Raw genomic sequence first — 21,634 nt, forward strand, 5'->3', positions numbered from 1 at the left:
CTCTTAATTTTGCGTTTTCGACGTAGTTTTTGCTTCAAATGACCCATCAGCCATAACTATGGTATAAATCTCGTCTAAAGCGATATTTGACATGTCTGAGACCACTATGTCATTCTTTGTGACAAGAGCATAACCCTTACTGAGCACATTAGTTGGATTATTCTCCTTAAGTGTTATAACTGCTTTATCGATGTTAAGTTTCATTTCGCGAATCTTGCCACTCATTGCATGAATGAGATGCTCTCTTTGAATTTTAATATTGTTACGCTCCATCTTAATTTTATAAGCGATGGATTTTTTTAACTCTTGCTCATTTCTCGCGATTTGCTCCCTAAGTTCAAATGTATTAATAGCAGCCATATCAGCAGCAGCGGTTGGGGTCTCGGCTCTTGCATCAGCCACCCAATCCGATATTGATACATCTGATTCGTGACCAACTGCACTGATAGTCGGAATCTTTGATGCAAAGATAGCCCGTGCGACATCTTCATCATTAAATGCCGCTAAATCCTCGGCTGAACCACCACCACGTCCAATAATAAGAACGTCTATACATTTGACGGATTTACTATAATTATTAGCAGTTTCAATGCTTTTTATAATGCTCGCCGGAGAACCTATGCCTTGTACTAGCGTTGGAAAAATTATTATATCAGCATAATCGTTCTTGCTTGTGATTATCTTCTTAATATCCTCTATAGCTGCTCCAGTGTCAGAAGTTATTACACCAATACGCTTTACAAATCTAGGGATTGGCTTTTTATGTTCTCGAGAAAACAACCCTTCAGATTCGAGGAGCTTCTTTACTCGATTATATTCCTTTGCAAGGTCGCCTTCACCAAAGCTTTCAACCATACGGATGGAAAAGGAATAGTTACCACCACGAGCATAAGCGCTTATGTCTCCAAGCGCTACTATTTTACTACCATTCTTAATAAGAGATGTGTCGATTCTCGAAATATTACTCCTCCATATGACTGCACGAAGTACACTATTTTCGTCTTTTAAGGAGAAATACATATGACCGCCACTCGTAGAAACACCTGATACTTCACCTATTAATGGCAAATTCTTGAGGTTAGGATCACCGTTTAACTTTTTTGAAACGTACTCGTTAAATTGTGTTATTGAAAATGGATTCATTAAATGCGTTTCCTCCAAGAATAGATATGCCTACTGCGTTATCGCCAGATAGATCTGGGCTACCAAAATTTATTTTTAAAGAACTACTTCCGTCCATAAATTCTTTTATCTTCAATCTAAAATACTTACTAGATGCCACTCCACCAGCCATATAAATATTAGGTATATCAAACTTATTAGCAAGATATTTTGAAACATCGAAGAGCAATATAGATAGTCTTTCCATAAGCTCCGCGGCAACTTCCGCTCTTGATTCTTCGATTGCATTTAAAACTTGATACTCAGTACCTGACAAATTAAACCATCCATCATCAACCTTAATCTTTGTAAGGTGGCTAGAGCCGTTATATCCATATTTTAAAGCGAGTTGATCGATATACTTCCCTGCTGGAAAATTGTAACCGAGAGCAACGCCAGCTCTATCTAGCAACTTTCCAATACTTATATCCTTAGTTCCCCCAACTATATCAAGGTCATAGTGAATATCGTCTTTAGTCGCAAGAAGAGCTTCTGTTGTACCGCCACTGAGATGAAAAAATATTATTTTATCATCTGACAAGTCCGTTTCAAAAGATTTTAAAACTGCAGCTACATGTCCCTCCTGATGAGAAAATGTATATAGCGGTACAGCAAGACTGCTGCTTAGAAGCTTAGCTGCATTAAATCCTGCCATAAAAACGGGCATGTATGAACTTTCAACTCGTCTAGGAGCATCGGAAACAGATATACAACAAATTTTACTTCTATCTACTACAGAAAGAGCCTCATCAATAAATGAAGGCAGAACATTTACGTGCTTAAAGAAAGCGATAGACTGCCTTAGTCCAAGCGCACCGTGTTCAACCTCCAAAAAATCTGACTTTTCAAATATTGTATTGTTATCTTGATCAGTAATTGCAACCGACGTTTTGTAATTAGATGTATCTATGCCAAGACAATATCTATTGCTCATTTAACTCCCTATTTATCTTACCAAGTACCGAGTTTATGAATGCGTAAGACCTTTCATCTCCATAAATCTTGCCAAGTTCAACGGCTTCATTAATAGAAACATTTGCCGGAATTGAATCAACATATAGAATTTCAGCAAGTGCAGTTCTAAGTATCGCGAGATCAGCCTTAGGGAGTCTGTTTATATCCCAATTATCAATATTCTTAGAAATAAGTTTATCTATTTCACTGATATGATCTCGAATAGCGTTAAGTGTATCTGTTGCTTGATTTTGTTTTAACGCCTTCTCTGCCTCTTCGACACAGGTGAGTTGCTCATAATCAAAATTATCAGTTACATCCATTTGGTAAACGAACTGCATTATGTTTTCTCTAATTATTCTTCTATCCATTAATCATTCTCCTGGTCGATTCCTTCTACACTTATGTTTACAGCGTCTACTTTCAGTCCAGTAAATTCTTCGATTACATTTTTGATCGCACTCTGAATTTCATAAGATAACTGAGGAATGTTGTAACCATAATACACTATAATATGTAAGTTGATAGATATATTATCGCCGTCTCGATTAATTCGCACGCCATTCATACCGCTATCACGACCAAAAATATTTTTTGAGAAATTATCAGAAATACTTGAAATCATTTTACTTACGCCTTTGATTTTGTGTACTTCCTCAGTAATATATCCAACAATAACTTGATCATCTATCGAGATACAGCCATTACCAGTATTGAAACTACTCATCTAAATTGTCTTCCTTTTCGCTATACTTATCATGATCTTCGATTGTTATACGAACTTTTTCAATACGTCTATCTTTTACCTCTAAGATTTGGAAAGTAATATTACCATATTCGATGGGGCTATACGTGGAGTTCTCTTTAGGAATTTCACCGATATAATCAATTATAAATCCTCCAACAGTCTCACTATTTTCAGATTCAAGTTCGATACCAGTTTCTTTGTCAAGATCATCAAGATATACATTTCCATCAACAATGTATTCTGAGTCAGAAATCTTCTCTATAATCCTATCTTCATCGTCAAATTCATCATCGATATCTCCAACTATTTGTTCGATAATATCCTCAATTGATACTATGCCACTAAACCCGCCGTACTCGTCAATTAATATTGCAATATGTTGTTTTGTCTTTTGCAGTTCTACAAAAAGGGAGTCGATATTCTTGGTTTCAGGTACCAAATAAGGTTCTCGCATTATCTCTTTGATATTTATGTTATCAAAACCAGAAGAAGCACCTTTCAGCAAGTAGTCTTTAACCAGAAGAAGTCCTATAATGTTGTCAGTATCACCATCACATATTGGAATACGTGAGTGACGAAGCTCCATTAACTCTTCGAAATACTCGTCTTTATCATCCTGTAGATCAATCATAAAAACATCAGTTCGTGGTGTCATGATCTCATATGCGAGTAAATCATCAAATTCAAATATGCTGTCGATCATTCGACGTCCTTCTTCTTTGAGATCACCACTCTCCTGCCCTTTATCTAGCATTGATCTTACATGATCTTCAGAGAACTGCGCATCATCTACATCAATATCTTTTCTCATCACGAGAAGAAATAAGTTGGCAACGCCTAAACATAGCTTTGTGATAGGAAATAGTACAACATACACAAACCGCTGCATTTTAATCAATCTGATAGCATATGAATCGGCAGATTGTGCGGCAAGCTTCTTCGGGAAAATATCAGCTATAGCAAAGTAAATAGTAGCAAAGACAATATTTGCTATAATTGGAAGAAATCTGTATGTACTCAGCCTATTGTAAAAACCAAAATTAAAAACAACTATGGCAATTATTGCCATCGAATACATGAAAATCCTATCCGGATACTGGTATTTAGATGGTTTTTTTATGAAATTATGGATGAGCTCCACTCTTTTATTGTTAGGCTCGTCCTCTAAAATTTCGTTAAGCTTATTTCTATCTACACAGTCAAGTGCATTTAGTGACGCAGAAACCAATCCATTGGCAATTAGAATTGCGAACACTATAAGTACATATATGGTCCAACTCACGGGGTCAGATGACATGATTTTCTCCTTTTAATAATTTATTTAATATAAATATGCGATATTGTTGCTTTTATGATTCCTTTTTCTTCCTGAGTATGAAGTCAGATGGATACGTTTTGCTAAGTTTAACTTTGATTATCTGCTGAGGATGAGGCGCTGATTCTATTGGATTATTATTCTCATCATACATTTCTCTAACTATCTCATCAGTATAATCTGTACTAGGTCCAAAAACTTCGATATCCTCGCCAACACAGAATTTGTTACGCTGTTCGACAATGGTTAGACCACTATCAGGTTCATAGCCTCTTACAACACCGATAAACGAATACTCACGAGTGTAATCGCTGCTAGAATAATTCTGCCCACTACTATCGGGCTTAGAATAATAGAAACCGTGATAAAACTCTCTGTGACTGGCTTTACACAGCTCTTTATACCATTTTTCCTGAAATGTGTAATTATCTGGGTCCTCAAGATATTCATCAAGCGCCGCTCTATATGCAGAAACAACAGTCGCTACATAAAATGGACTCTTCATACGTCCTTCTATTTTCAGAGAGGAGATTCCAGCATCTATTAGATCAGGAAGTTTATCAAGCATACATAAATCACGAGAATTCATGATATAACTTCCTCGATTATCTTCTTCAACAGGATAATACTCACCTGGTCTTTTTTCTTCGACTAGTGAATATTTCCATCTACATGGATGTGTACATGAACCTCTGTTTGCATCTCTACCAACCATGAAATTGCTAAGTAGACATCTGCCTGAGTAAGACATACACATAGCTCCATGAACGAATGCCTCAATTTCGGTATCAGGCGGAAGAACTTTTTTCATCTCTCTAAGCTCTTCAAGGCTCATCTCTCTGGCTGCAACGATTCTTTTTGCACCCATTTGTTCAACCCAAAATGCAGCAGTCATATAGTTAGTCGTATTTGCCTGTGTGCTAATATGAATTTCAGCATCAGGGATGATGCCTTTTACTATTGTCATTACACCTGGATCTGAAACAAGGAATGCATCAATCGGTATATCCTTTATTTTTTCAAGATATGCCTTGAGTGGCGGAATATCATCATTGTGCGGATATATATTGATGGTCATATATCCTTTAGCATCGTGTTCATGGATAAACTCCATCGCTTCTTTGATTTCGTCTATAGATAAATTTCCTGCCCCGGCACGAAGGCTAAATAGTTCACCTCCAAAGTAAACTGCATCAGCCCCATATATAATAGCTGTCTTAAGCTTCTCAATATCTCCAGCTGGAGCAAGTAGTTCGATTTTCTTATTAGTCATTTAGTTTAATTACAGCAAGACCATCACCACAGCTTAACAATGAAATGGTCAAATCCTTTCTACCCTTTAAATACTCTAAAAATTCTTTCATCCTCTTGACGCTTGTACGGTGTCTGCGTCCAGGATCAATTGTTGAACCAGTTAAATACCCGTGAATTAGCATATTGTCACAGATTATGGTTGCCCCTGGTTTTGATAATTTCTCAGCTCTATCAAAGAACTCACGGTAATGACTCTTTGCGGCATCTATGAAAATAAGATCAAATCGTGCATCTGGTGAATTATCCTTGATTAAAGAATCTAATATGCCATTTGCATCACCAAATTTTAAATTGATTCTGCTTTCTAAACCAAGTGATTTTATGTTAGAAACTGCATAATCGTACATATGAGGGGCTCTCTCTATCGTTGTGATATGAGCCCCCTCGCAAGTAGTTGCAAAATAACATGCTGAATACCCGTAAGCCGTTCCGATCTCAAGTATATTATTTGGTTTCGCAATCTTTAAAAAAGTATTTAAATAGCTCTCGGTTTCACGCAGTATCAACGGTACATTATCATTCTCACAAAAGGATCTAAATTTTCCTAAATTATCTGATATGGGTGAGTAAAATGAGTCTAAAAGATTAACGATTTTTTCGTCAGTTATACTCATTATTTGTTCTTCTCCGCTAAAGCTTTTGAATAAGCTTCTTTGTCTTTTAGGAATTTATTATAGTCCTTACTAAAGTTGTGTGTGCCATCAAGCTTCTCACTTACAACATAATATAAGTAATCGGTGCTCTCTGGATAAAGAGCAGCTTTAATCGACGCCTTTCCAGGTGAACATATAGGTCCTGGTGGTAATCCTTTATTAGTATACGTATTGTATGGTGAATCAATCTTTGTATCAGCAATTGATAGATTTTCTTTAGGTTTTCCTAGTGCATACTGAATGGTTGCATCAATCTGCAGAGGCATGCCAGCTTTGATTCTATTGTATATAACACTTGCAATCTTAGCTCTGTCTCCATCATATTGAGACTCGCGTTCTATTAGAGAAGCGATTATTATTATTTCATTTTCACTTAGATTTAGCTCTTTTGCACGCTTCCTATATTTCTTAGTAAACACCTTATCATACTGATTGAGCATCGTAGTGATAACCTGGGTTTCATCAGCATCTAAGTCTACCGCATAAGTATCTGGATAGAGATATCCTTCGAGATGATTATCACCTGTCTGAGCACCCTTTAAAAAAGAAAATTTGCTAAAATCTCCGTGCTTAGCAATTTCAAGGAATTTATCTTTATTGACAATTCCTTCTTTGTCTAACTTAGTAGCTGTCTGTTCGATAGTATATCCCTCAGGAATTGTAAAGGTCTTTGTACTTGAAACTCCCTTAACGATGGTCTGTGCTATATCACTAGATCTCATACTAGGAGATACTGAAAAGCTACCAGCCTTGTATTTACCATCATATCTCCAAATCTTAGACACGAGCTTATACTTAGATACGCTGCTGATTACACCCTTTTTGTAAAGCTCCTTCGCAATATCATTAGTTGATGAACCTTCTTTAATCTTAACAACTACAAATGTATTATCTGTTCGATCTTTTGGTTTGTTAATTATAAGAAGTGATGCACTTAATGCGACAAGGATGAGCAATAAAGCGATAAGAATGCCTAATGCTTTCTTTACTGACTTCTTCATATTACCTCCAACAACTAGGAATATTGTTAGCCAATATCAAACTAAATTGAAATTAGCTAACAATTTTCATTACACAGTATTTAAATTGATAATTTAAATAAGCTTTATACTACTTAGATCTTCCTAAGTACTCTCCACCATTTCTAGTGTCTATCTGAATAACCTCTCCTTCTTCGATGAAGATTGGAACCTGAATTACAGCACCTGTCTCAACTGTAGCAGCTTTAGTAACATTAGTCGCTGTATCTCCCTTAACTCCGGGCTCAGTTTCGATAACCTTGAGGTCAACGAAGTTTGGAGCTTCAACAGCAAAGGCATTTCCCTGATAGAATTTAATAGTAGCGGTATCATTTTCTCTGATGAACTTTACAGCGTCTTCAACGAGATCTGCGCTTAGAGGAACCTGGTCGAAAGTCTCCTGATCCATGAAGTAGTATAGCTCGCCGTCGTTATAGAGATACTGCATAGTCTTTGTCTCGATATGAGCCTTTGGGAACTTATCGTTAGGGTTGAATGCCTCTTCTCTGGTAGCACCAGTAAGAATATTTCTGTACTTAGTTCTAACGAAAGCAGCACCTTTACCAGGCTTTACATGCTGGAAGTCAAGTACTACATGTGGCTCTCCGTTCATCTCGAAAGTTACGCCTTTTCTGAAATCTCCTGCACTAATCATACTTAATCTCTCTTTCTGTGATATTAAAAATTAAAATTATTATCTTTATGTAACGTATACGTATGTATTATATCAAATATTCCCGTTAAATATTGATCTTTACAACATCTGATAGGATTTCATACACGTCCTTCATCATTATAGCAAATCTCGCCTCTGCTTGCATGTATTCTGCAGCTTTAGGATTAGATGACATCATAGCATACATTGACTGCATCTGAGCCATTGCCTCTTGTCCAATCTCTTCACCGCTTAATTGCTTAGCTTGAATCTCGATTTGACGCTTTTGTATATCGCTAATCATCTGATTGAGAGTCGGATCCTGCTCTATCTCCTTGCGAAGCTTATCATAGTCCATGAACTCATTACTTGCCTTAATTGCAGAAGCAAGTTCATGGGCACTTGAATATACATTCATTTTAAAAACCTCCTAAACCAAAGCGTTCATTAAATATCCATTATCACTGGTAAAATTACTGGACTTCTGCGCGTTTTCTTGTATATGAAGCCCCTCATATCATCTTTGATAATACTTTTTAAAGCGTTAATATCTTCTGAACCCAGATTATTCCATTTATCTATTGACTCGTATACAACTTCAGTAGCTTCGTTTATAAGAGGCATATTCTCCTTAACATAGATAAAGCCACGTGTTATAAGCTCAGGTCTAGCAGCTAGTAATCCTGAATTACTATCAATCGAAACAGCGATAACAATTAGTCCTGACTCAGAGAGCTGCTTTCTATCACGTAGTACAACGTTTCCAACGTCTCCAACTCCATAACCATCTACGAGTACATCTTCTGCAGGTGCTGCAGCTGGTTCAACCTTTGCCTGCTTACCAGTTATACGAAGTGCATCTCCGTTGTTCATAACGAAGATATTGCCTCTATCCATCCCCATTGATTCGGCAAGCCGTGCATGTTCTCGTAGATGACGATATTCGCCGTGCGCAGGTATAAAGAATCTTGGTTTTACAAGCGAGTGTATAAGCTTTAATTCTTCTTTACATGCGTGCCCTGAAACATGTATATCAACGAAATCTGATAAAAATACGTTAACTTTTTTCTCGTAAAGCTTATTAACTATATTAGTTACTGCTTTTGCATTGCCTGGAATTGGCGATGATGAGAAGACGACAGTATCACCAGACTTTAATTTAACGGCTCTATGAGAATCATTTGCCATTCTTGTCAGTGCAGACATCGGTTCGCCCTGACTTCCGGTGGTAATAATGGTGATATTCGCATCTGGAATATTTCCAATTTTTCTTATATCAACAAAAGCAGATTCTGGAAGATTAACATATCCAAGTTCTCTTGCTAGTGTTAGAACATTCTCCATAGAACGACCAGAGATCGCAATCTTTCGACCGTACTTAATTGAAGCCTCCATGAAGTACTTGATCCTATATATGTTAGATGAGAATGTTGCTATGATTAAACGTTTCTCCGTCTTTGCAAAAATCTCATTCATAGAATCTACAACGACTCTTTCTGATGGAGTATATCCCGGTCTTAGCACATTTGTACTATCACAGAGAAGAACGTCGACACCTTCTTGTCCCAATTGCGCAAATTTAGCAAGATCAATTCTCTTGCCATCTAATGGTGAGTAGTCAATCTTAAAATCACCGGTATGAACGAGATGACCTCCAGGACACTTTATCGAGTATGCCATTGCATCCGCAATACTATGATTAGTATGAATAGCTTCAACTCTGAAAGCACCAACATTAAAGATGTCACCGGCTTCGATAACATGTTCTTCCATGGCTAAACCATGTTCTTTTAGTTTATTTCGTATGAGACCCATAGCGAGTGGAGGCGCATATACTGGAACGTTTATTTCCTTGAGAAGGAACGGTACTCCACCTATATGATCTTCGTGACCATGAGTTATGATAAGACCCTTGATTCTTTCCATATTTTCCTTAAGATATGTGAAATCAGGAATCACAACGTCGATTCCAAACATCTCATCTTCAGGAAATGAAAAACCACAGTCAATTATAAGAATATCGTCTCTATATTCAACGAGAGTAATATTTTTTCCAATTTCCTTGAGGCCGCCTAATGGCATAACACGCATAGTTTCGATTGGAGCTTTAGGTCGTTTCCTTTGATTGTTTTTCTGATTATTTACAGAGTGACTGTTACTTGGTGTATTCTTACTACCATTTCCAAGCTTTTTATTTTGGTTATTGTTTACTCTTTTGCCGTTTTTATTTGTGTTATTGTTATTGTAGGTAATGTTATCGTTATTAAACCTATTGTTTCTTTTCTGAGTTCCACTTTTAGACTGTTTATTATTTCCTTTATTAACAGTGACTTTTGCCCCTTTGGCTCTGGAACGAGAATTATCACTAACTTTAAAATTGCTATTACGTGGCGATGAGTCACCGCCACGATTATTAGCAATATTTTTTCTTGTTACTGAAGGATTTGAGCTACCTGTCTTCTGGAACTTTTTACTATTTCTATTTTCTATTCCCATATTCATACCCGAAGATTACTTAGCCACGAAGTTTACTAGCTTACCTGGAATTACTATAGCTTTTACGATATTTAAATCACCGATAGCTTCCTGAACCTTATCACTATTTCTCGCAGCTTCTTCAAGCACTTCCTTTGATGAATCTTTTGACATTGTGAGCTTGTCCTTCAGCTTTCCATTTACTTGGACAATAATCTCAACTTCATCAAGAACCAATGCTGATTCATCATATTCTGGCCAAAGCACATTATATATGCGTGATTTTTCACCTAAATCAGACCAAAGTTCTTCACATATATGTGGTGTGAATGGGCTTAGAACCAATATTGTGCTCTTAATAGCCTTATCGAGAAGAGGCATATTAACATTTTTAAGCTGCTTATACTTGTATAGCTCATTAACCAGCTCCATTATCGAGCTGATTGCAGTGTTGAAGCTGAATCTACCTCCAACATCATCTGATACTTTCTTAATAGTTTTATTTAATTGATAGTTAAGAGCTTTGTCTTCAGGAGTAACTGCAACTATATCACCAGAAACTGCATCAATATCTCTAATATCTGTTACATAATCATATACAAGTCTGTAAACTCTGTTAAGGAATCTATAGCTTCCCTCTACACCAGCGTCTGACCAATCGAGCTCCTTTTCTGGTGGTGCAGCAAATAGTATGAACAATCTAGCAGTATCTGCCCCATATTTCTTCTGTATTTCCTCAGGGCTAACAACGTTGCCAAGTGATTTACTCATTTTAGCTCCATCCTTAATAACCATACCCTGAGTGAGAAGATTTTGGAACGGCTCTCTAGCCGAAACAAAGTCAAGATCTGCTAGTACCTTCTGGAAAAATCTTGAGTATAGAAGGTGAAGAATTGCGTGTTCAACACCACCGATATACTGATCCACATTCATCCAGTAGTCAACTTTATCTCTATCAAAAGGCTTTTTGTCATTGTGAGGATCACAATATCTTAAAAAATACCATGATGAATCAACAAACGTGTCCATAGTGTCGATTTCTCTTCTAGCTGGTTTTCCACAGCAAGGGCAAGTTGTATCAATAAAAGTTGAGCTAGTAGCTATTGGCGATTCACCCTTACCTGTAAATTCGATATCGGTAGGAAGCTTTACTGGAAGATTCTCTTCTTTTTCAGGTACCCAGCCACATTCATCACAATAAACCATCGGTATAGGGCATCCCCAGTACCTCTGCCTTGAAATTAGCCAGTCCCTAAGCTTAAAGTTAATTGACTTCTTTCCGATTCCTTTTTCTTCAATATAATCGATAACCTTAGGAATTGATTTAAGATTATCTAGACCATTAAACTCACCTGAATTGATCAATTTACCTTCTGCAGGAGCAGCCTCTTTGAGGTCGTATAAATCAACTTCTGGGTCATTGACGTCTACTACTGGAATAATGTCTAGGCCAAATTTCTTTGCAAACTCAAAGTCCCTCTGATCATGGGCAGGAACCGCCATTACAGCTCCAGTTCCGTAGTCCATAAGTACGTAATCTGAAATGTAAATAGGAATCTTCTTGCCAGTAAACGGATTTATACAGTAACGCCCTATGAATACACCGGTTTTCTCCTTTGTCAGTGAAACTCTCTCAATTTCGCTCTTATGTGCACATTCTGCAATGTATTCATTTGTTGCTTCTTCGTATTCGGTTCCTACAGTTAACTCCTTAACATAAGGGTGCTCTGGAGCCATAACCATAAATGTTACTCCGTAAACTGTATCACATCTCGTCGTATATACATTTAGAGCATTATCTGTTCCATCTATCTGAAATCTGATTTCAGCTCCTGTCGATTTACCAATCCAATTCTTCTGCATAAGCTTAACTTTATTTGGCCAACCATCAAGCTTATCAAGATCTTCAAGTAAAGCGTCAGCATAATCAGTAATCTTTAAATACCATTGAGATAGATGCTTTTTTGTTACAGGTGTATGACAACGCTCACAAGCCCCTTCAACTACCTGCTCATTAGCGAGAACTGTCTTGCATGAAGGACACCAATTCACGGGATTCTCTTTCTTATAAGCGAGTCCTTTCTTATGAAATTGGATAAATAACCACTGCATCCAGCGATAGTAATCTTCCTTGCATGTAGCTACCTCTCTATCCCAGTCATAGCTAAATCCAAGTGCAGATAGCTGCTTACGCATCTCGGCAATGTTGCTATCAGTCCAAATTGCAGGATGAATACCGTTCTTTATAGCTGCATTTTCTGCAGGAAGTCCAAACGAATCCCAGCCCATTGGATGAAGTACATTAAAGCCCTTCATTCTCTTAAATCTTGCAATAGCATCTCCAATAGAATAGTTACGTACATGTCCCATGTGGAGCTTTCCCGATGGATATGGGAACATCTCGAGTGTATAGTATTTTTCTTTTGAGTTGTCATCACTCGTTTTAAAGGCCTGTTCATCAGACCAAATTTGTTGCCACTTTGATTCTATTTCGCCAAAATTGTATTTTTCGTTCATAATCCTACCCTTTCTTTTATTCTTCAATGAATACTATTTCGCAATCACTCCAAATCTTATCGAGAGTGTATTTGTCTCTAGTCTCTGCCGTAAATAAATTTATTATTATATCCCCGTAGTCTGCGAGAATCCATCCGGAACCTTGAATCCCTTCGACGTTTTTCTGTTCAAGTCCCAGCTCCGCTGCCTTCCCTTCTGCGAAGTCAAGAAGTGCACTAAGCTGTCTGTCAGAACCTGCAGTTGCGTTGATGAAAAAATCTGCAAATGAGGATTTTTCAGCAATATTAATAACTGTAATATCACGAGCCTTTTTCTCGGATAGAACCTTAGCTATTTCAATTGCGTTATTCTGCATTGTCATAATTAATCCTTCCTTTCGGTAATCTTATCAAGAATGAAACGTTTTGCTTCATATGTGTCATCATCGACTGAAATACCTCGTCTACCTAATAATTCAATACTGTAATCAATTATCGTAAGACAAGCCATATCAAGATTTTCTCTAGCAAGTTCTCTAAGTTCTGCTGCTTCGGGATAATTTCTATTAATTTCGATAGCGTCAGCAACATATACAATTTCCTCAAGCATACTCATTCCATAGCGACCTGCAGTATGGGATGAAACTGCCATCAAAATCTCTGGATCATCGATACCGAAATCTATTCTAAGCATTGCCGCACCCACTTTAGAATGGGCAAGTTCAGGTCTATTGTAATATTTTAAATCGATACCATATGTCCTTATCAAACGGTTCATGGTCTCACAAGAGAAACATTTTGCTATGTCATGGACCAATCCTGCAAATCTAGCTTTTTTAACATCGGAACCATATATCGATGCTAAGTCACCAGCCATATCTACCACCCCTAACGAGTGAATATATCTTTGAGGTTTAAGTACATGCTTAAGATAATCGTCAATCTCTCTAGTCTTTGTATAATCCATTTTTAATTATATATTCCTCAACATTTTCGCTTACTAAACCTGTAATTGATCCCCCATTCCTACATAGTTCACGTATCTGAGATGATGAACAGTCAATCGGAGGCATATGCAAAATATGTATTTCGGCGTTGTATGTCTTACGATATTCGGCTATTTTCTTAGTGCCCAAAGAATTATCAACTCCAGGTCTTAAAGCGGTAATAAGAGGAAACTCCTTTAAAATACTCTCTCCTCTATACCATGAATTGACAGCAACTACGGAGTCGAATCCCAATACGAAGTAAAGACGAGCATCATATATAGCTGTAAGCTCATTAAGCGTATCATATGTATATGAAATACCTTGTTTTTCTATCTCATATCTAGTCATCTCTAAACGCTCGTCAGATTCTATGGCTAGTTCAATCATGTTGCATCGATGCTCAGCTGAAGTAATATTCGCATCTAGCTTGAATGGTGAAACTGAATTGGGCATGAATATTAACTTATCTAAGCCTAATTCATTTAAAGCTGTCTTTGCCAGTGCAATATGTGCAATATGAATAGGATCGAATGTACCTCCGAATATCGCTATTTTTTTCATCAAGATTATTTCCTATAAACTAAAATTTATTAGCATATAATTAATTTTGTTCGTGCTTAGCCACAACGGCCAGTCCTAACTCTTCAAGCTGAACAGAATCCGCCTTTCCAGGAGCTTCTGAGACTGGGCATTCAGCATTCGCATTCTTAGGAAATGCAATTACTTCTCTGATGCTACTCTCGCCAAGTAAAAGCATTACCATTCTATCTAGTCCATATGCGAGCCCTGCATGAGGGGGTGCACCATACTTGAATGCCTCGATAAAGAATCCGAACTTTTCCATCCTTTCCTCTTCTCCGAGGCCAAGTACCTTAAACATTTTATCCTGAAGTTCTCTATCGTGAATTCTGATTGACCCCCCACCTAGTTCAACTCCGTTTAAAACAATGTCATATGCATCTGCATTTAAAGATAATATATCTCCATCGAGCTTATCTAATTCATCAAGTTTTGGCTGAGTAAATGGATGATGCATCGCTTTAAGATTGCCCTCATCATCCTTTTCAAACATTGGGAAATCCACTACCCAAAGGAAGTTAAACTTGTTATCATCAAGAAGACCAAGAATTCCGGCAATTTTCCTTCTAAGCCATCCTAAAGTATCAAACACTACCTTTGGCTGGGCGGATACAATAAATATTATATCACCCGGTTTTGAGCCACAACGTTCAGCTACTTTAATTAATTCTGCGTCATTAAGAAACTTGCTAGCCGAAGAAGAGAATCCATCTTCTTCAACTTTAATCCATAGAAGACCTTTAGCGCCATAGTGCTTAGCTTCATCTGTAAGCTTGTCGATTTTCTTTCTAGAAAATTCAGCTGCTCCACCAGGAACTGAAATACCTCGTATGTCCCCACCGGTTTCAAGTGCATCTTTAAACACCATAAAGTCGCTTTCTTCAAAAATATCGTTTAATTTGTTTAATTCGATATCAAAACGAGTATCAGGCTTATCAGAACCGTATCTCTCCATAGCTTCTTTATATGTTAATCTTGGGAACGGTGTATCTATGTCGATTCCTTTTAATTCCTTCATGATGCGCTTCAGCAAACCTTCCTGCATACCTATAACATCATCAGAATCTGCAAAAGACATCTCGAGATCTATTTGAGTAAACTCTGGCTGCCTGTCTGCGCGAAGATCTTCATCTCTAAAGCACTTAACAATCTGAAAATACCTATCAGTACCTGCCACCATTAGGAGTTGCTTGAACATCTGTGGTGATTGAGGTAGCGCATAGAAAGCCCCCTGATTAACTCTGCTAGGCACAAGATAGTCCCTCGCTCCTTCTGGCGTTGGTTTAATCAACATCGGTGTTTCAACTTCGGTAAATCCATTTTCATCGAAATAATCACGTACAAGCTTCGTGAGCCTGTGACGAAATGAAAGATTTCTTTGCATCTTACTCTTTCTCAGGTCCAGGTAGCGATACTTTAGTCTGAGGTTTTCATCTACATTATCGTCATCCTTAATATAAATCGGTGGAGTATCAGCTTCGGAATAAATCACAAGGTCATTTGCAAAAACTTCTATTGCTCCAGTTGGCAAATTATCATTCTTTGAAGATCTTTCCTTTACCGTGCCAGTAACCCCTATAACATGCTCTGATCTGAGGGATTTAGCTTTTTCTAGAAGCTCTTCCGGGATATCCTCGTTAAATGTGATCTGCGTAATTCCAGACTTATCTCTGATGTCGACAAACACAAGACTTCCAAGGCTTCTAGCCTTAGCAACCCAACCGTTTAGGACAACTTCTTTACCAGCGTCTTCTAGTCTTAACTCACCGCACATATGTGTTCTTTTAAGTAATGTAGACATCTTATTTTTCAATCTCCTTAGTTATATCTATGGCGTTAATTTCTTTTTGCTCACCGCTATTCATATTTTTTAGCGTAACTATACCCTTTTCAATCTCGTTTTCACCGATAACAACTGAGTATCGTGCATTTAGCTTATTAGCATACTTCATCTGACCTTTGAGATTTCTGTTTAAAGTATCTATGATTGCCGAAACACCACACGCTCTTAATTTGTGAACTAAATCGAGAGCATAAAGTCTAGCTTTATCACCGATAAATGAAACAGATATATCTGGAACATTTGGATCATCTACGATAATATCGTTTTGCTCCATAAGAATAAGCAATCTTTCTTTACCTAACCCGAATCCAACACCAGGAATTGAAGGTCCACCAATTTCTTCTACTAAGTGATCATATCTACCACCCCCGCAAACTGTTCCTTGTGCACCAATCTTTGTTGTTACAAACTCGAAAGCAGTCTTCGTGTAATAGTCTAGTCCACGTACGATCCTTGGATCGACAACATAGGAAATACCCATTGCGTCAAGATTAGTTTTTAATGCCTCAAATGCAGCTTTACAATCGTCGCAAAGGTAATCGAGCATGTACGGAGCGTCTTTGGCAATTCTCTGATCAGTAATATCTTTGCTATCGATGATACGCATTGGGTTTGACTCAAATCGATCTTTACTGATATCTGATAGTTCCTCATAATATAGACGTAAGTAATCTTGAAGAGCTTTACGGTATACTGGTCTACATTCTCTGCACCCAACACTGTTTATTCTTAATTCAACATCTTCAATTCCAATTTTTTTAATAAAATCAGACGCAAGTGCTATGACTTCAGCATCAGCCATCATATCTGGAGTACCGAAATTCTCGACACCAAACTGGTGGAATTCGCGAAGCCTACCAGCTTGCGGTCTCTCATACCTAAAACAAGGCGTATCATAATAATACTTAGTTGGCTGCATTTCTGCATAGTCGTGGCTTTCAATAAACGCTCTAACAGCAGGAGAAGTTCCTTCAGGCTTCAAAGTTATGCTGCGATGACCAAGATCCTCAAATGTGTACATTTCCTTCTGTACTATATCGGTAGTCTCCCCAACGCCTCTGTTAAAAAGCTCAGTACTTTCAAACATAGGTGTTCTCACTTCTCTAAAACCGTAAAGGCGGCAAAGTTCCGAGAACTCTCTTTCGATATATTGCACTTTGTATGAATCCCTAGGCATTGTGTCTTTGGTTCCTTTTGGTGCTTTTATTGCCATAATCTCCTCCTAAATAGTGCTTTTAATCAAAATATTTATGCTTTCTAGCGATGATGTTATCAATCCGTTCTACGTACATTCTATAGTCGTTTATATTAGGTATTCGTTCTAACCTGTTCTCTGATGGAAAATAACGCTTTCCAATCGCTCCTGCACCGAGCCCCATAATTGTCTGCATCTCTTCCATAATCCTTATGTTATACAAAGAATGTAGACCAGGGATACACCAACCGGTGTTTTCAAACGATCCCATCTGATGCTTCTGCCTATATACATAATAAGGCACAAAACCAGCTGCATGAAGTATATTAGATGCTTTTTCTAACATCGTCTCCACCTCTCTAATCCCTCTCAAATGATAATCGGGATCTTCCTGTTTGAGTTTAGAGCCTCGTTTTACAGATAATGTATGCACGGTAATGTTGTTAGCACCTATATCTATTAACTTCTTAATAGTGTTTTCGATATCATCAGCTGTTTCATCTGGAAGACCAGCTATAACATCGGAATTTATAACCTCAAATTCATATTCACGAGCAAGTTTGAATGCATTTCTTATGTCGTCACTTGAATGAGATCGACCGATTTTCTTAAGTGTTTCATCATTCAACGATTGAGGGTTGATACTAATTCGCCTAACGCCAAATTCCTTTATTGCGCTTAATCTGTCTTTATCTATCGTATCTGGTCTACCAGCTTCAACTGTCGTTTCCATATCTCTCAGTTTAATGTCAAAAGAGTGCTCTATTGAATTAAATAAAGAAACAAGTTCCATAGCATTTAGAGAAGTTGGTGTGCCACCACCAAAATATACACTTTCAATGCTCTTGCCAGATTCTCTAAAGAGCCTGCCACATTCATTTATTTCCTTTTTAAGCTCCGGAATATATCTGAGAATTGACTTATCTCTAGCAAGCTCAGAACCGAATGAACAATATGAGCAGAGGCTAGGGCAAAATGGAATGCTAGTGTATATTGACCATTTGTTACTGTCAGCAACGGGTACATTTTCAATCTGATATCTTAGAATCTCATCTATAAGTTTTCTTTTGCAATCTGAAACCATATATATATCAGATAAGCCCTTTTCAACTTCTGAAAAATCGTATCCTTCTAGATAGAGGTTCATCGCAGGCTTGAGAGGTTTAACACCTGTCAGAGTTCCCCAATCAGGAGATTTGCCAGTAATTTCAGATAGTGTTCTAAATATATCGCGTTTTATACAATCTCTATCTTGTCCCAAATCAGCGTTAAAAATCAGGCTGTAATCACCAAGTGATAAATTTTTAGCATTTTCTATATTAATTGGTATAACCTCATATTCATCGTCAGCAAAAAACTCGCGAGCTAACTCAGAATAGTGATGTTCGTTATGTATTCCATTAACATATAATCTATACAAAAGGATTTTCCCTCATCTCTAATTCAATAGTTGTGGATGGTCCATGACCTGGATATACAATCGTCTTACCATCTAGTTTAAAGAGCTTGTTCTGAATTGATTCTTTGAGATGCCCCCAATTTCCGCCATATAAATCTGTTCTTCCAACACTCTTGAAAAACAAAGTATCACCGCTGAACAGATTTCCATCAGCAAGAATGCACATCCCACCCTTAGTATGACCTGGTGTTGTGATAAACTTGAGGGTTGTGTTGCCAAGCATAAGTTCTTCGTTATCAGCAATGTAGATATCAGCTTCTAAGGCGATATCTTCATTCGTGTATTGCTTAGTTCCATTGATTGAAGAATCGGTTATCATCTCATGCTCATCAAAATTTACAATCAGCTTTGCATTAGGATAATTGCTCTTGTATTCATTAAGGGCAATTATATGATCCCAATGTGCATGAGTCAGAATAATATAACTTAACTTATTCTCTCCTCCGATAAAATAATCGATAGAGTCATTGTGACAGCCTGGATCAATTACCGCACAAAGCCCTGTAGCATCATCCTTTACTACATATGTGTTTTCTCCTATTGGAGCACATTCAATTCGTTTAACATTTATACTCATTATGATCTAGCCCTATATACCTCTGAAATACCTGGAACATTACGAAGCGCTATTAAAAGTCGCTGCATCTGATGTGTATCTGATATTGATACCGTTAGTGTACATGTAATATTGTTGTCCTCGGCTGGTCTCATATTAACTCCAGAAAGCTTTATATCTAAATCTTCGCAAACCTTTGATATATCACTAAACAGCCCTTTTCTATCCTGCCCAGAAACAAGGACATCCGCATAGTATGTCTGACCGAGTTTAGGAGTTTCCCATTCTACCTGAATAAGTCTACCCTTCTCATAATTCGGCAAGCTAAGTATATTTGTGCAGTCTTTTCTGTGGACAGTAATACCTCTACCTTTTGTGATAAAGCCGATGATGTCGTCACCAGGTACAGGATTGCAGCATCTAGCAACTTTAATCAGAAGGTTGTCAGAACCTTTAACCGTAATTCCAGGTGTTCCTGAATTGGATTCATGCTTTATTGGTTTCTTTTTTATTATTTCTTCAGCTTTTTTTTCTTCTTTATGAGTATCTTCGATATAGTAATCGATAAGCCTTTGACCAAGTCTTACCTGAGCTGCACCACCTCCAGAGATAGAGGAGTATAGCTCATTTATATTACTCATACCTAAATCTTTTACAGCCTTAAGCAGGTAAGAATTTTTTGCAACAAGTGCAGGATCGTACCCTTTTTTTCTAATATAGTTAGTGATATTATTCTTACCTTTTTCAACAACATTAGTCTTATCAGCTTTGCGTAACCAATTTCTAATCTTATTTTTTGCTTGAGAGCTCTTTGCGATATTAAGCCAATCCATGCTAGGGCCAGCAGAGTTCGCTGAAGTGATAATTTCTACGATATCACCAGTGTTAAGCTTATGGTCAATAGTGACCATCTTTCCGTTAACTTTAGCACCAACGCACCTTACGCCTACATCTGTATGGATTTTAAATGCAAAATCGATAGGTGTAGACTCCGCAGGAAGTTCAACAACATCACCATGAGGTGTAAAAACAAATACCTGATGATCAAATAAATCAACTTTTAAAGTCTCAAGAAATTCTAGCGAGTCATCAGTTTCCTTTTGCCATTCGAGAGCCTGCCTTAACCACGCTAATTTCTTTTCATCTTCATCTTCGGTACCGACAGCCTTTCCTTCTTTGTATTTCCAGTGAGCGGCGATACCGTATTCTGCAATGCGATGCATCTCCTTAGTCCTAATCTGAATTTCAAATGGATTACCATTATCATCTAGGACGGTTGTGTGTATCGATTGATACATATTTGGTTTTGGCATTGCAATGTAATCTTTAAACCTGCCAGGAATAGGAGTCCATTTAGTATGAACAAGTCCGAGAGCAGCATAACAATCTTTTACACTATCGACGATGATTCTGATAGCCGTTAAATCAAAAATTTCATCTAACTGCTTCTTTTGGATTACCATTTTCTTATAAATGCTGTATAGGTGCTTAGAGCGCCCCATTACTTCGCATTCAATATGTGCATTATCAAGTCCTTCTTTTATTTCAGATATTAATCGCTGAACAACGCTTTCTCTACTCTCTCGTCTCTGACTTACTTTGCTAGATAGCTCCTTATATTCGTTTGGATGAAGGTACATAAGAGCTAAGTCTTCTAACTCAAATTTAATGCTATATATACCGAGGCGTCCAGCAAGTGGAGCATAGATCTCAAGTGTTTCTAGAGCCTTCTCCTCACGCTTTTTTGTCGGCATATATTCTAAAGTTCTCATATTATGAAGTCTATCGGCAAGCTTAATAATCAGTACTCTAATGTCTTTCGACATAGCAAGGAACATCTTTCGAAAATTTTCAGCTTGAAGTTCTTCTTTTGAATCGTATTTGATATTGCCAAGTTTGGTAACACCATCGACCAGAAGTGCAATTTCTTCACCAAAATCTTCGACTAATTGTTCGCGGGTATATGGAGTATCTTCGACGACATCATGCATCAGTCCGGCAATAATTGTTTCGGTATCCATGCCAAAATTAGCCAATATAAAGCTGACAGCAATAGGATGAATTATGTACGGTTCCCCGCTTTTCCTAAGCTGCCCTTTATGCAGATTATTAGCTATTTCAAATGCCTTAACCACAAGCGGTGAATTATACTTGTGGTTAAGACTTTCAAGCTTAGCTATAAATTCTTCAGTTGTCATAACTACAGCTTCTGACTGCAAATTTT

Annotated in this window: 20 protein-coding genes; all 20 read right to left on the minus strand. The window is 37.5% G+C overall.

The window, feature by feature from the left end; all coding sequences use genetic code 11:
- Positions 1-3 precede the first annotated feature (3 nt).
- Positions 4-1,143, minus strand: a complete 1,140-nt coding sequence (xseA, locus tag C5Q96_RS02640; RefSeq protein WP_106056892.1) for an exodeoxyribonuclease VII large subunit — start codon at positions 1,141-1,143, stop codon at positions 4-6.
- Positions 1,115-2,095, minus strand: a complete 981-nt coding sequence (locus C5Q96_RS02645) for a tRNA (adenosine(37)-N6)-threonylcarbamoyltransferase complex transferase subunit TsaD (protein WP_106056893.1) — start codon at positions 2,093-2,095, stop codon at positions 1,115-1,117. Before C5Q96_RS02645 ends, xseA begins: the two co-directional genes overlap by 29 nt.
- Positions 2,085-2,486 (minus strand): transcription antitermination factor NusB, encoded by a 402-nt coding sequence (nusB, locus tag C5Q96_RS02650; RefSeq protein ID WP_106056894.1) that lies wholly within the window; start codon positions 2,484-2,486, stop codon positions 2,085-2,087. Before nusB ends, C5Q96_RS02645 begins: the two co-directional genes overlap by 11 nt.
- Positions 2,486-2,842 (minus strand): Asp23/Gls24 family envelope stress response protein, encoded by a 357-nt coding sequence (locus C5Q96_RS02655; RefSeq protein ID WP_106056895.1) that lies wholly within the window; start codon positions 2,840-2,842, stop codon positions 2,486-2,488. Before C5Q96_RS02655 ends, nusB begins: the two co-directional genes overlap by 1 nt.
- Entirely contained in the window at positions 2,835-4,160 is a 1,326-nt protein-coding gene (locus tag C5Q96_RS02660; protein WP_106056896.1) for a hemolysin family protein, read from the minus strand. The genes C5Q96_RS02655 and C5Q96_RS02660 overlap by 8 nt, the downstream gene beginning before the upstream one ends.
- 52 nt (positions 4,161-4,212) lie before the next feature.
- Positions 4,213-5,451, minus strand: a complete 1,239-nt coding sequence (locus C5Q96_RS02665) for a peptidase U32 family protein (protein ID WP_106056897.1) — start codon at positions 5,449-5,451, stop codon at positions 4,213-4,215.
- The gene (locus C5Q96_RS02670; protein WP_106056898.1) at positions 5,444-6,106 is read right to left on the minus strand and encodes an O-methyltransferase; all 663 of its coding nucleotides are present in this window, start codon (positions 6,104-6,106) and stop codon (positions 5,444-5,446) included. Before C5Q96_RS02670 ends, C5Q96_RS02665 begins: the two co-directional genes overlap by 8 nt.
- Positions 6,106-7,146, minus strand: a complete 1,041-nt coding sequence (gene mltG, locus C5Q96_RS02675; RefSeq protein ID WP_106056899.1) for an endolytic transglycosylase MltG — start codon at positions 7,144-7,146, stop codon at positions 6,106-6,108. Before mltG ends, C5Q96_RS02670 begins: the two co-directional genes overlap by 1 nt.
- Before the next feature lie 109 nt (positions 7,147-7,255).
- Positions 7,256-7,819 carry an elongation factor P gene (gene efp / locus C5Q96_RS02680; RefSeq protein WP_106056900.1) on the minus strand — a complete coding sequence of 188 codons (564 nt, stop codon included), beginning with the start codon at positions 7,817-7,819 and terminating at the stop codon, positions 7,256-7,258.
- 85 nt (positions 7,820-7,904) lie between these two features.
- Complete coding sequence (locus tag C5Q96_RS02685; RefSeq protein WP_106056901.1) at positions 7,905-8,237, minus strand: YlbF family regulator; 333 nt, start codon at positions 8,235-8,237, stop codon at positions 7,905-7,907.
- 29 nt (positions 8,238-8,266) lie between these two features.
- Positions 8,267-10,315: a ribonuclease J gene (locus C5Q96_RS02690; protein ID WP_330403824.1), complete on the minus strand. Its 2,049-nt coding sequence runs from the start codon at positions 10,313-10,315 to the stop codon at positions 8,267-8,269.
- A 15-nt stretch (positions 10,316-10,330) separates the two neighbouring features.
- The gene (leuS, locus tag C5Q96_RS02695) at positions 10,331-12,811 is read right to left on the minus strand and encodes a leucine--tRNA ligase (RefSeq protein WP_106057989.1); all 2,481 of its coding nucleotides are present in this window, start codon (positions 12,809-12,811) and stop codon (positions 10,331-10,333) included.
- A 16-nt stretch (positions 12,812-12,827) separates the two neighbouring features.
- Positions 12,828-13,172 carry a ribosome silencing factor gene (gene rsfS, locus C5Q96_RS02700; RefSeq protein ID WP_106056902.1) on the minus strand — a complete coding sequence of 115 codons (345 nt, stop codon included), beginning with the start codon at positions 13,170-13,172 and terminating at the stop codon, positions 12,828-12,830.
- A gap of 2 nt (positions 13,173-13,174) precedes the next feature.
- A complete protein-coding gene (gene yqeK / locus C5Q96_RS02705) occupies positions 13,175-13,756 on the minus strand; it encodes a bis(5'-nucleosyl)-tetraphosphatase (symmetrical) YqeK (RefSeq protein WP_106056903.1) in 582 nt (193 codons plus the stop codon).
- Positions 13,737-14,339: a nicotinate-nucleotide adenylyltransferase gene (nadD, locus tag C5Q96_RS02710; protein ID WP_106056904.1), complete on the minus strand. Its 603-nt coding sequence runs from the start codon at positions 14,337-14,339 to the stop codon at positions 13,737-13,739. Before nadD ends, yqeK begins: the two co-directional genes overlap by 20 nt.
- A gap of 40 nt (positions 14,340-14,379) precedes the next feature.
- The gene (aspS, locus tag C5Q96_RS02715; protein ID WP_106056905.1) at positions 14,380-16,158 is read right to left on the minus strand and encodes an aspartate--tRNA ligase; all 1,779 of its coding nucleotides are present in this window, start codon (positions 16,156-16,158) and stop codon (positions 14,380-14,382) included.
- A 1-nt stretch (position 16,159) separates the two neighbouring features.
- Positions 16,160-17,413: a histidine--tRNA ligase gene (hisS, locus tag C5Q96_RS02720; protein WP_106056906.1), complete on the minus strand. Its 1,254-nt coding sequence runs from the start codon at positions 17,411-17,413 to the stop codon at positions 16,160-16,162.
- A gap of 22 nt (positions 17,414-17,435) precedes the next feature.
- Positions 17,436-18,815 (minus strand): coproporphyrinogen dehydrogenase HemZ, encoded by a 1,380-nt coding sequence (gene hemZ / locus C5Q96_RS02725; RefSeq protein WP_158696666.1) that lies wholly within the window; start codon positions 18,813-18,815, stop codon positions 17,436-17,438.
- Positions 18,808-19,431: an MBL fold metallo-hydrolase gene (locus tag C5Q96_RS02730; RefSeq protein ID WP_106056908.1), complete on the minus strand. Its 624-nt coding sequence runs from the start codon at positions 19,429-19,431 to the stop codon at positions 18,808-18,810. Before C5Q96_RS02730 ends, hemZ begins: the two co-directional genes overlap by 8 nt.
- Positions 19,431-21,608, minus strand: a complete 2,178-nt coding sequence (locus tag C5Q96_RS02735) for a RelA/SpoT family protein (protein WP_106057990.1) — start codon at positions 21,606-21,608, stop codon at positions 19,431-19,433. The genes C5Q96_RS02730 and C5Q96_RS02735 overlap by 1 nt, the downstream gene beginning before the upstream one ends.
- Positions 21,609-21,634: the final 26 nt, after the last annotated feature.

Source organism: Mogibacterium diversum, from assembly GCF_002998925.1.
Taxonomy (GTDB): domain Bacteria; phylum Bacillota; class Clostridia; order Peptostreptococcales; family Anaerovoracaceae; genus Mogibacterium; species Mogibacterium diversum.